The sequence below is a fragment of the Sorangium sp. So ce406 genome, assembly GCF_051474675.1.
GTDB classification, from domain to species: domain Bacteria; phylum Myxococcota_A; class Polyangia; order Polyangiales; family Polyangiaceae; genus Sorangium; species Sorangium cellulosum_G.
Genome location: NZ_CP150340.1, coordinates 5,741,461 through 5,753,430, shown reverse-complemented (window position 1 = coordinate 5,753,430; position 11,970 = coordinate 5,741,461). Strand labels below are relative to the sequence as shown.

Annotated in this window: 9 protein-coding genes; 6 read left to right on the top strand and 3 right to left on the bottom strand. The window is 68.1% G+C overall.

What is annotated here, in order from left to right:
- The first annotated feature begins 24 nt into the window (after window positions 1–24).
- The 6 genes from araD to WME96_RS21190 all read left to right on the top strand — a co-directional run bounded on the left by araD (window position 25) and on the right by WME96_RS21190 (window position 7,017).
- Entirely contained in the window at window positions 25–675 is a 651-nt protein-coding gene (araD, locus tag WME96_RS21215; protein WP_437292338.1) for an L-ribulose-5-phosphate 4-epimerase AraD, read from the top strand.
- Between the two features lie 81 nt (window positions 676–756).
- Window positions 757–1,728 (top strand): ABC transporter substrate-binding protein, encoded by a 972-nt coding sequence (locus tag WME96_RS21210; protein ID WP_437291907.1) that lies wholly within the window; start codon window positions 757–759, stop codon window positions 1,726–1,728.
- A gap of 48 nt (window positions 1,729–1,776) precedes the next feature.
- The gene (locus WME96_RS21205; RefSeq protein ID WP_437291906.1) at window positions 1,777–3,300 is read left to right on the top strand and encodes a sugar ABC transporter ATP-binding protein; all 1,524 of its coding nucleotides are present in this window, start codon (window positions 1,777–1,779) and stop codon (window positions 3,298–3,300) included.
- Window positions 3,297–4,355 carry an ABC transporter permease gene (locus tag WME96_RS21200; RefSeq protein ID WP_437291905.1) on the top strand — a complete coding sequence of 353 codons (1,059 nt, stop codon included), beginning with the start codon at window positions 3,297–3,299 and terminating at the stop codon, window positions 4,353–4,355. Before WME96_RS21205 ends, WME96_RS21200 begins: the two co-directional genes overlap by 4 nt.
- A 44-nt stretch (window positions 4,356–4,399) precedes the next feature.
- Entirely contained in the window at window positions 4,400–5,431 is a 1,032-nt protein-coding gene (gene yjfF, locus WME96_RS21195; protein WP_437292337.1) for a galactofuranose ABC transporter, permease protein YjfF, read from the top strand.
- A gap of 467 nt (window positions 5,432–5,898) precedes the next feature.
- Entirely contained in the window at window positions 5,899–7,017 is a 1,119-nt protein-coding gene (locus WME96_RS21190; protein ID WP_437291904.1) for a non-reducing end alpha-L-arabinofuranosidase family hydrolase, read from the top strand.
- Window positions 7,018–7,245: 228 nt separating this feature from the next.
- Here the strand turns inward: WME96_RS21190 and WME96_RS21185 are convergent, their stop codons facing one another.
- The 3 genes from WME96_RS21185 to WME96_RS21175 form a co-directional block, all read right to left on the bottom strand.
- Complete coding sequence (locus tag WME96_RS21185; protein ID WP_437291903.1) at window positions 7,246–8,280, bottom strand: alpha/beta hydrolase family esterase; 1,035 nt, start codon at window positions 8,278–8,280, stop codon at window positions 7,246–7,248.
- Window positions 8,281–8,410: 130 nt separating this feature from the next.
- Complete coding sequence (locus WME96_RS21180) at window positions 8,411–9,745, bottom strand: DUF1552 domain-containing protein (protein ID WP_437291902.1); 1,335 nt, start codon at window positions 9,743–9,745, stop codon at window positions 8,411–8,413.
- A 58-nt stretch (window positions 9,746–9,803) separates the two neighbouring features.
- Window positions 9,804–11,294 (bottom strand): DUF1592 domain-containing protein, encoded by a 1,491-nt coding sequence (locus WME96_RS21175; protein ID WP_437291901.1) that lies wholly within the window; start codon window positions 11,292–11,294, stop codon window positions 9,804–9,806.
- Window positions 11,295–11,970 lie beyond the last annotated feature (676 nt).

Genomic DNA, 11,970 nt, shown 5'->3' with positions numbered 1-11,970 from the left:
CGCGAGCGCGCGTGGGCGGCGAACATGGAGATCCCGCGCCGAGGGCTCGCCATCTACACGTTCGGCAACGTGTCGGCGTTCGATCGCGACAGAGGTGTCCTGGCCATCAAGCCGAGCGGCGTCGCCTACGATACGCTGTCGATCGACGACATGGTGGTGCTCGATCTCGAGGGGAAGGTGGTGGAGGGCCGCCTCCGCCCCTCGTCGGATACCCGGACGCACATCTTCCTGTACGCGAATTTCCGCGGGCTCGGCGGCGTCGTGCACACGCACTCGACGTACGCGACGAGCTGGGCGCAGGCGGGCACGCCGATCCCGATCTACGGGACGACGCACGCCGACCACCTGGCCGAGGACGTGCCGTGCACCGAGGTGATGCGCGACGATGCCGTGAAGGGCGACTACGAGACGGAGACAGGGAAGCAGATCGTCGAGTGCTTCCGTGAGCGGAACCCGCTCCACACGCCGATGGTGCTCGTGGCGGGCCACGGCCCCTTCGCGTGGGGAGAGAACGCCGAGAAGGCGGTGTACAACGCGGTGGTGCTCGAGGAGATCGCGCGGATGGCGTTCATCACCCGCACGATCCACCCGGGCGCCGCGCGCCTGCCCGAGGCGGTCGTGCGCAAGCACTTCGACCGCAAGCACGGCAAGGGCGCGTATTACGGCCAGAAGTGACGCCGGACGTCGCTGACGACGGCGAGGACGATCGATGTGCCCTGGGGGACGGGGCGAGGACGAGAGGAGACGAGCTGCGCCATGAAGAGGAACAAGGTTGTCGCCGCGTGGATGATGCCACTGGTCGTACTGGCGCTGGTCCTGGCCGGTCTCGGCTGTAGCAAGGAGAAGGGCAAGGTCACGCTCGGGTTCTCCCAGATCGGCGCGGAGAGCGAGTGGCGGACCGCGAACACCAAGTCGATCGAGGAGACCGCCAAGGCGGAAGGGATCGAGCTCAAGCTATCCGACGCTCAGCAGAAGCAGGAGAACCAGATCAAGGCCATCCGGTCGTTCATCGCCCAGAAGGTCGACGTCATCGCGTTCTCGCCCGTGGTCGAGACCGGGTGGGAGCCCGTTCTGCGCGAGGCCAAGGAGGCGAAGATCCCCGTCATCCTGACCGACCGCGCCGTGGACACGAAGGACGACAGCCTCTGGGTCACCTTCATCGGGTCGGACTTCGTCGAGGAGGGCCGCCGCGCGGCGAAGTGGCTGGTCGAGAAGACGAAGGACCGCACCGACACCGTGAACATCGTCGAGCTGCAGGGCACCGTCGGCTCGGCCCCCGCGATCGACCGCAAGAAGGGGTTCGAGGAGGTCATCAAGGACAAGCCCCAGCTCAAGATCATCCGCTCGCAGACGGGCGACTTCACCCGCGCGAAGGGCAAGGAGGTCATGGAGGCGTTCCTGAAGGCCGAGGGCAAGAACATCCACGTCCTCTACGCCCACAACGACGACATGGCGATCGGCGCCATCCAGGCGATCGAGGAGGCCGGCCTCCGCCCCGGCCAGGACATCCTCATCATCTCGATCGACGCGGTGAAGGGCGCGTTCGAGGCGATGATGGCGGGCAAGCTCAACGTGACCGTCGAGTGCAGCCCCCTGCTCGGGCCGCAGCTCATGAGCGCGGTGAAGGATCTCATGGCAGGCAAGACGCTGCCGAAGCGCATCGTGACCGAGGAGGGCGTCTTCCCGATGGAGACCGCCGCCCAGGAGTTCCCGAAGCGCAAGTACTGAGCGCGGGGTGACGGGGGCATCGATCGCCGAGCCGGGAGGATGAGAGCCATGGGGAGCAACGCCGTGCCCGTGCTCGAGTTGAAGAGGATCTCCAAGAGCTTCCCCGGCGTGCAGGCGCTCCTGTGCGTCGACTTCCGCATGCTGGCGGGGGAGGTGCACACGCTCATGGGGCAGAACGGCGCCGGCAAGTCGACGCTGGTCAAGATCATGACCGGCGTCCACCCCCCGGACGGCGGGCAGATCCTCCTCGAAGGGAGGGAGATCAGGCCGTCGAGCCCGCAGAGCGCGCAGCGGGCGGGCATCAGCGCCGTGTTCCAGGAGGTGAACCTCTGCACCAACCTGTCGGTCGCCGAGAACATCTTCCTCGGGCGGGAGGGGTCGAGCCCCTTCGCCATCCGGTGGGCGGAGATGCGCCGGAAGGCCGAGGCCCTGCTCTCGGATCTCAACGTCCACCTCGACGTCGCCGCGCCGCTCTCGACCTACTCGCTGGCCATCCAGCAGATCGTCGCGATCGCCCGCGCGCTGAGCGCGAAGGCCAAGATCCTCATCCTCGACGAGCCGACATCGAGCCTGTCCGAGGATGAGGTCAAGGTGCTGTACTCCGTCATCCGGCGCCTCAAGGCGCAGGGGATGGCGATCCTGTTCATCACGCACTTCCTCGACCAGGTGTTCGAGATCTCCGACCGGATCACGGTGCTGAGGAACGGCCAGCGCGTCGGCGAGTACCTGGCCTCGGAGCTCTCACGCATGCAGCTCGTCACACGGATGGTGGGGCGCGACGTCTCGGACGAGGGCCCGCGCCGGGCCGACCGCGCTCAGGCCGCGACGCCGGCGGGCGGGGCGGCGCCGTTCCTGCGGGCGCGCGGCCTCGGCAAGAAAGGCTCGGTCCGGGACATCGACCTCGAGGTGAGGCCCGGGGAAGAGCTCGGCGTCGCGGGCCTGCTGGGCGCCGGGAAGTCGGAGACCGTCAGGCTCCTGTTCGGCATCGACAGGGCGGATCAGGGCACCATCGAGATCGACGGCGAGCAGGCGCGCATCGGCTCGCCGCTCGACGCGATCGCGCGCGGCCTCGGCTTCTGCCCCGAGGACCGGAAGCTCGAGGGCATCGTCGGCGAGCTCTCGCTGCGCGAGAACATCGTCCTCGCGCTCCAGGCCAAGCGCGGCATCTTCCGCGCCCTGTCGCGGACGCGACAGGACGAGATCGCCCGCGCGTACATCGAGCGGCTCGGCATCGTGGCGGCCGACGCGGAGGTGCCCATCTCCAAGCTGAGCGGCGGCAACCAGCAGAAGGCGCTCCTGGCCCGCTGGCTGGCGACCGACCCCCGCATGCTCATCCTCGACGAGCCGACCCGCGGCATCGACGTGGCGGCCAAGGCCGAGATCATGGGCAAGGTCATGGATCTCTGCGACCGCGGGATGGCCGTGGTGTTCGTCTCGTCCGAGATGGCCGAGGCGCTGCGCTACGCCGACCGGGTCGTCGTGCTGCGCGACCGGCGCAAGGTGGCCGACCTGGCCGCCGGCGAGACCGACGAGCAGGCGGTGTACCAGATCATCGCGGGAGGCGCGGCGTGAGCGCGGCGGCCGCCTCCCTGCGCCGGCTCAGCCGGAGGAGCGCCTTCTGGCCGACGGCGATGCTCGGCCTCCTGCTCCTCTTCAACCTGGTCATCAACCCGCAGCTCTTCGCGATCACGGTCAAGGACGGCCACCTCTACGGCAGCGTCATCGACATCCTGAACCGCGCGGCGCCGCTCATGATCGTCGCCATGGGGCTCACCCTGGTGATCGCCACCCACGGCATCGATATCTCGGTCGGCGCGGTCGTCGCCATCTCGGGCGCGGTCGCCGCGGCGCTGATCGGCGGCCAGCTGGTCCTGCACGGCGGCGCCGGCATGCAGGACGTGACGCAGGTCCCGCTGCCGATCGTCATCGGCTGCGCGCTCGGCGTGGCGCTCGTCTTCGGCATGTGGAACGGAGCGCTGGTGTCGATGCTCGGCATGCAGCCGATCATCGCGACGTTGATCTTGCTCGTCATGGGCCGGGGCGTCGCCCAGCTCATCACGAACGGCCAGATCATCACGATCTACTACAGCCCTTACTACGTCATCGGGAACGGCTTCTTGCTGGGCATCCCGGTCTCGCTGTTCATCGTGGCGAGCGTGGGCGCCGCCCTCTGGCTCCTCACGCGCAAGACCGCGCTCGGCATGTTCGTGGAGGCGATCGGCATCAACCCGGTCGCCTCGCGGCTGGCCGGGATCCGCGCGCGCTCGATCACCTTCGCCTGCTATGCGGTGTGCGGCCTGTGCGCCGGCATCGCCGGGCTCATCGTGAGCTCGAACGTCAAGAGCGCCGACGGCAACAACGCGGGGCTGCTCTTCGAGCTCGACGCCATCCTGGCCGTCGTCCTGGGCGGGACGTCGCTCTCCGGGGGCAAGTTCACGCTGGCGGGGAGCGTCATCGGCGCCCTCATCCTCCAGACGCTCACCACCACGATCTACTCGGTCGGCGTGCCGCCCGAGGTCAACCTGGTGGTGAAGGCGTTCGTCGTCTTCCTGGTCAGCATCCTGCAATCGCAGAAGGTCAGGGACCTCATCGGAAAGCAGCGGGCAGGGAAGGTGGCCACCACATGAGCGACACCGCAGCCGGAACCAGGAGCGACACCGTCGCGACGGCCATGAGCGACACCGCGGCCGGAGCCAGGAGCGACACCACCGCCGGGAGCAGACCGTCGATCCGGTTCGACCGGAGGCACCTTCCGCTCGCCGTCACGATCGGCCTGTTCATCGTCATGTTCGGGGCCGGGTCGATCCTGTTCGACGGGTTCTTCTCGCTGCAGGTGTTCCTCAACTTCTTCATCGACAATGCGTTCCTGGCGATCACCGCCATCGGGATGACCTTCGTCATCCTCTCCGGCGGGATCGACCTCTCCGTCGGCTCGGTCATCGCGCTGACCACGATGGTCTCGGCGTCGCTCGTCGAGAAGCACGGCTATAGCCCGTCCGTGGTCATCCCGCTCGTCCTCGCCATGGGCGCGGGCATCGGCCTCGTGATGGGGGTCGTCATCCAGTACTTCGAGGTGCAGGCCTTCATCGTCACCCTGGCGGGCATGTTCCTGGCCCGCGGGCTCTGCTACCTCATCAGCATCGACTCCATCACCATCACTCATCCTTTCTATGTCGACGTGTCGTCGCGCCGCATCCCGTTCCTGTTCGACACCTCGATCACCTGGAACGTGATCATCGCGCTCACGTTGTTTGCCGCGGCCGTCTACCTCGCGCACTACACGCGCTTCGGCCGCACGGTCTACGCGATCGGCGGCAGCGAGCAGTCCGCCATGCTCATGGGCCTCCCGGTGCCGAGGACGAAGGTGCTCGTCTACACCTTGAGCGGATTCTGCTCGGCGCTGGCCGGCGTCGCCTTCACGTTCTACATGGTGTCCGGCTACGCGCTGCACGCCGGCGGGATGGAGATGGACGCCATCGCCGCCGTCGTCATCGGCGGCACGCTGCTGACCGGCGGGTTCGGCACCGTCTTCGGTACCCTGTTCGGTGTGCTCATCCTCGGCACCATCCAGACCCTCATCACGTTCGAGGGCACGCTCAGCTCCTGGTGGACCAAGATCGTGGTCGGGCTCCTGCTCCTGGTCTCGTGCCTCTTTCAGCGGCTGTTCGATCGTCGCTCGCTGGGCGTGAAGCGCGAGGGGTGAGGGGGCGCCTGGGGCCCCCGGCGACGACGAGCTCTCGAAGGCAGAGCTCGACAGGCAGCTCGCGCGCGCGCCGCGACCGGCCGCCGCTGCGCGTCATCCACCCCTCCGGATCGAGGATCGCCGCGCGCCGGTTTTTTGTTTGACTCCGGCCGTGTGAACGTTCACAATTTATTCCTGGTATCCTTCCGCTTTGCCCCGGATGAGCACGCCGTGTGCCCCGGCCCCTTCGTCCTCCTGCGCGTTAACCTTGACGGTCGGGCTCTGAGGAGCTCGCTGCCCGAACGGGCATCCCCCTGGAGACTGGCATGAACACTCACCTCGATTTGCCCTGTCAAACCGTGACCCTGCGCCGTTCTACCCTTCTCTTCTCTGCCCTCGGTTGCGTGCTCGCGGCCCTCGCCGGCTGCGCCAGCGACACGACGGAAGGGGAGCAGACCCCTGCCGGGACGGGTGGCACGGATAGCCCGATGTCCAGCGCCAGCAGCACGACGGGCTCGGGCGGAGGGGGCACGGGCGGGTCGATCCCCGGCGCGAGCTCGTCGAGCGCCGCGGGCACGGGCGGCGACATGACGGGCGACATGGCGTCCTCGGGGAGCGGTGGCTCTCCGGCGGTCGGGAGCGGCGGCGCAGGCGGCTCGACGCCGACCTGCGAGCTGCCGACCAGGTTCAAGTGGAAGTCGGGGCCTCCGGTGATCAGCCCCAAGCCGCCGGCTGGCCGTACGTTCGCGTCCGTCAAGGACCCGACGATCGTGTACCACGACGGCAAGCACCACGTGTTTGCCACCGTGTTCGACACCACCAGTGGCAACGGCGGGTGGCAGTCGGTGTACCTGAACTTCACGGACTTCTCTCAGGCGAACGCCGCCGAGCAGCACTACATGGCGGGCTGGCCCACCGGCAGCACGGTCGCTCCCCAGGTCTTCTATTTCCGGCCGCACAACAAGTGGTACCTCATCTACCAGTGGAACGGCAGGTACTCGACCAACGACGACATCAACAACATGAACGGGTGGAGCCGGCCCCAGTCGCTGCTCCGGGGCGAGCCGGGCGCCATGGGGAGCACCCTCGGCGCGCTGGACTTCTGGGTCATCTGCGACGACGCCAACTGCCATCTCTTCTTCTCGCGGGACGACGGGAAGCTCTACCGCTCCAAGGTCCGCATCGAAGACTTCCCGAAGTTCGACGGTTACGAGGTCGTCATGTCGGCTCCGAGCGCGGGGCTCCTGTTCGAGGCCAGCAACGTCTACAAGGTGGATGGGTCGAACAAGTACCTGCTCCTGGTGGAGGCGTTCGACAACAGCCCTCGCTTCTTCCGGTCGTGGACCTCCGAGAGCCTGGACGGCCCCTGGACTCCCCTGGCTGACACCAAGGCGAACCCCTTCGCCGGCCCCGCGAACGTGACGTTCGAAGGCTCGGACTGGACCGACGACATCAGCCACGGCGAGCTGACCCGCTCCGGGATCGACGAGCGAATGACCATCAACCCGTGCGACATGCAGTTCCTCTACCAGGGGAGGGATCCGAACTCCCGCGAGGAGTACGGCCGCTTGCCCTACAGGCTCGGGCTGCTGACGCTCGACCTGTGACCCCGTTTCCCCTCCGAGCTCTCGGAGGGGACCTTCGGGCAGGAGAGGCGATATCCCCGACGAGCCCGCGGCGACTCGACGTCACCGCGGGCTCGCTCGCCTCTGGTCTCCGGGAAGCTCGGCTCGGACCCTTACACCGGCCCCTCGTGACGCTCGGGCTGCGGCGCTGCGCGTTCGGGCGTCGCCGCAGCCGGTGCTGGGCTCGGTCACGTCACGCCAGCGCGAAGCTCACGGCATGCCCGTGAAGAAGTCGTACATCGCCTGGATGGCGAAGCACGGCACGCCGTGGCTCGTATTGCTGTACGCGGGATCGTCGTGGGAGCACCAGATCGTCGGCTCCGAACAGCCGCTGTAGGAGACGCAGCCGGGGTTCACCGTCTTGCCGCTGCTCTGGCAGCCCATGACCTCGGAATACGGTGTCGAGCTCATCTGGCACATGTTGGCGGTGCGGAACCTGGCGACCGTGCTCGCCCCGTCGCCCCCGCGGACGGTGTCGTTCTTGCCCTGGATGTACATCACCGGCATGGGCACCTGCAGCGCGCCGTAATCGGAGGCCGCGACGGGCGCGACCGCCCTGAAGTTCAGGTGCTCGGCGTCGGACCTGTGCGCCAGGATCTGCACGATCATCTGGGCACCGGAGCTGTGGCCGGTGGCGAACACACGGTCCACGTCGATGCAGTAGTTGTTCATGATGTCGTCGTGGATTTGAAGGACCTTGGCGATGTCGTTGTTGTAGTTCCAGCATCCACCCGAGTCCGACGACCTTCCCACGGCGCGCACGTACTCCGTCTCGAAGGCCGACCCCCGGGTGAGGTTGATGAACTGGTCGATCGGGTTGCCGCAGGCGTGGAAGCCCACCAAGAGGGGGAAAGGGGTGTTGCCGTCGTAGCTGTCCGGGAACGTGTAGATGTGATCGTTGTCGACCTTCACCGTTCCGTTCGCGGGCCGCCCCTGCTTGCCGCAGCCTGGGCTCGGGTTGCCCATGGGCGATTCAGCGCCGCCGGTCCCCATGCCGCCGCCCCCGGTCGACGATGCGCCCCCGGTCGATTCACCTGTCGCGCCACCCCCGCTGCTCGCAGAAACGTCGGCCCCGCTCGTCGTCATCGCGCCGCCCGTGGAGGAAGCGCCGCCGCTCGTGGATGCGCCGCCCGTGCCCTGACCGGTACCGTCATCTTCCTTGTCGGGCGTGCCTGTCTCGGACGAGCAAGCGAGGACCATCAAGGCGACGGCGGGGATACAGGAACGAAAACGTGGGTTCGGCATGGTCTGGACCTCGTGGTGATTGTGCGATCAGGAGATGATCGGGTCGACGAGGCCGCCGTGGAGGCTGCTGTCGCCGAAGTCGTCGAGCGGGCCGCCCTGGCCGTCGGTGCAGCCGACGGCCGAGCCGATCTCAGACCTGGATGCCCGCGAGCGGCGACGTGACCCGCCCCGCGTCGGCGCCGATCTCCGTCGCCTTCGAGCCCATGATCTGGGCGACGGTCAGGAGCGCCTTGCTCAGGTTGTCGCCGGGGAAGTTGTGATGCTCGTCGCCGCGCAGCCGTCCTCCGGCTTTCCCCGCGAAGAGCACCGGCCACTCCGCCTTCGTATGCACCTTGCCCCACGCGGTGTCGGACGTGACGAACACGAGCGTGTTGTCGAGCAGGTTCGAGCTGCCGTGTGGCGTGCTCTTGAGCTTCGTCAAGAACTCGTTCAGGCAGCGCATCGTGTAGATCACGCCCTTGTCGACGCGGGGCTGACTCGATTGATCTCCGGCGTCCCCGTGGCAGATGGTGTCGTGGAAGTCGTCGTTCATGTCCTGCGCGAGGTGCCGGTAGTAGACGTGCGCGGCGGGCAGCGAGAACATGAACGAGAGCACGCGGGTCCTCTCGCAGGCGAGCGCGAGCGCCGAGAGCTCGACCATGGCGGTGTTCACCTGCGGGGGCGCTTCGCTCTGCGCGTCCTTGCCGGCGGTGGGGGCCGTCGGGCTGCTGCATGCGGATGGCGTGCCGCCGCCGGGGGTCGTCGCCTCGAGGCGCCGCTCGATGGCGCGGATCGACTCGAGGTGCTGCTCCACGCGCTGCCTGTCGGCCGCCCCGAGCCGCTGCTGCAGGCTCGCGCCGTCTTGCAGGACCGAGTCGAGCACGCTCTTCCGGACGTTCGCGAGCTTCGCGGCCTGCTCCGCTCCGTCGTCGCTCGGCGCGGGCGTGCCGCCCATGAACAACCGATTGAACACGGCCTTCGGATCGAACTCCGGGTTGTTGCGCGAGCTCGGCCCTTTGTGTGAGACCGTATGCAGCGAGTCCTGAGGGCCGTTCGGCGTCGCCGGCGTCACGCCCACCTCGAGAGAGCGGTACGGCGCCCCCTCGGAGATGGCGTTCGCGACGACCTGGTCGATGGACTGGGCCCGCACGGCGTTTCCGCTGAGCGGCGCGCCGGTCGTGGCCCCCGCCGACCCGCTGGGGTGCTCGAAGCCGGAGACGACGAGCTTGTTCTCGAGGCCGCTGATCACCGTGAGATGAGACTTGTGCTCCGCGAGCGGCTGGAGCTGGGGGCTGAGCTCCCAGGCCGAGCCGGAGCCCGTGCGCGCCGGCTTCCAGCGGCCGGGCAGCGTGCCGTTGCCGAAGAACCACGTCACGTAGAGCGGCGAGACAGGCGTCTTCGGCTGGGCGAGCGCCGTGCCGCTCTCGTTCAGCATGATCTCCAGCAGCGGCAGCGGGATGGTGACGGCGGCGCCCGTCGCCAGCATGCCCCGGAGTACGGTTCGTCGGTCCAAAGCTTTCTTGGTCATGGTGGGCACCGTGCGTTCAGGGTTGGGGGGCGACGGAGGAAAAGGCTTCGTTCGTCACGACGTCGAGGACGAGCTCGCGCAGCTGGAACCCCGACGCCTCGAACGAAGCGGCCAGCGTGTCCAGCACGCTGCCGTCCACCTTGCGCTCCTCGTGGCCTGCTGCATACGCGTAGTACTTGCGGACGAGGCACCGAGCGACAGCGTCGCTCTCGCTGACGGTCATGCCGAGCTCGCGCGCGTCGGCGACCGCCTCGCCGTTGAAGTCGCCGCTGGGGTCGATCGGCAGACCGTGATCGGTCGTGCGATACCGGCCGATCGCGTCGAACGTCTCGAGCGGCAGGCCGAGCGGGTCCATGAACCCATGGCAGCCGGCGCAGGCGGGAGCCGTCCGGTGGGCCTCGAGCCGCTGACGCTTCGTGAGCGGCCTGTCCGCCGGCGGCTCCGGGAGCTCGAGGGCGATGTCGCCGGGGGGCGGCGGGACGGGCGTGCACATGAGGGCGTCCCGCATGAACTTGCCGCGCAGCGTGGGTGAGCCCTCTTTCTGGTTGGCGAACTGCGAGAGGAAGCCGGCCTTGCCGAGGATCCCGACGCGCGGGCCGTCCGCGGGCAACGAGCGGACCTCGAAGGTGCTCGAGCTCAGGCCGGTCGTGTCGAGGCCGTAGAGCTGGGCGAGCTCCGTGTTGACGACGACCTTCGTTGTCGAGAACAGGTCGAGCGCGCTCGCCTGATCGTCGAACGCGAGGACCTCCCAGGTGGCTCGCATGTCGCGGACCATCGCCGCTCGCAGCGCGGCGTCGTACTCCGGGAACAGCTCCGTGTCTTTCGCCTGCGTGCCGATCCGATCGAGCCGCATGTACTCCTCGGCGAAGGCGCCGACGGCCTCGCGTCCAGCGGGCGCGTCGAGCATCCGCGTCGCCGCGGCGCGAACCCCCTCCACCGTGTCGAGCGTCCCGCTCGCGGCCTCGTCGAGCAGCGTCTTGTCCGGCAGGCTGTTCCACACGAGGAACGCGAGCCGGGACGCCATCTCGTAGCCCGTCAAGCGAAGCGACCCATCGGCGCTCGAGGCGCCGAGCTCCGGCCGATACAGGAAGTTCGGCGACGTGAAGAGCGCCACCGTCGCCCAGCGGGCCCCCTCGACGGGGCTGTCGAGCTCGGTCGCGGCCTTGCTGGCGACCGCCGCGAGCCTGTCGACCTCCGCTGTCTCGAGCGGGCGGCGCCACGCTCGAAGCCCCAGCGCCTGGATGAAGCCGCGCACGCACGCGTCGTCCTGCGCGCCGCTGGGCGTGCAGCCGATGAACTGGTCCCGCTTCGCGGAATCCGCGAACACCGCGTCCACGGCGCTCTCGATGGCCGTGTGGTACTGCTCGACGCCTCGCTCCGAGGTCACCACGGTCGCAGCGCCGATGACCGCGAAGTTTCCATTCCAGCTGTCGGCGTCGAGCTCATTGATGTTGACCTCCACCCCGAACACGTCGCGCACGGCATTGCGAAATTGCGTTCTCGTCAAACGACGCAGCATCCCGGCCGCGGGTTCGAACGGCGGAGGGGCCGAGCCCGAGCCCGTCGATGGTCCCTCGTTCTCGACCTCGACGGAGGGTCCCCCAGCACCCTCCGTGCGGTCACCCAGGCTGCCCGTGCACGCGGCCGCGAAAGCGAACGCACAAACAACGGCGGCTTGTCTCGAGGAACGGAGCTCGTGCCAGGACGGCTTCTTCATCTTGCTCTCCGATCATGCAAGGGTGTGACGGCACACGGGTAGCCGCACCTGGCGACCATGCCTCAGCTCAACTGCTCTCACCGCGAAGCCCGTTCAGCCCGGTGTGACTGGCTTCGGAGCACCCGATCCCGGACGAGGCCAATGTGAAGACACCGGTCCGCCCGAGGAGGGGCTGCGCATCGTCCGCCGCAACACAGGTAACGCCGCCCCCGAAGTCGCCATCCGGTCGCTTTGCCGGATTCATGAGAAAATTCCGCCGGGCAGCGCTCAGGGTTCCACGACAGCCGTCGAACAAGCGAGGTCTGTCGTGGTCTCTGGTGGATCACCCCTGGCGAAATGCCAGACACCGTCGATCGGCAATCGCTTCCGCGACGACCGAGCGAACGCAATCGGTGCCGAGACCGATCAGACGGGGAAGGTCTCGGCGAGCGTGACGAGCCACCCAGGGCCAAGCAAAAGCATACCC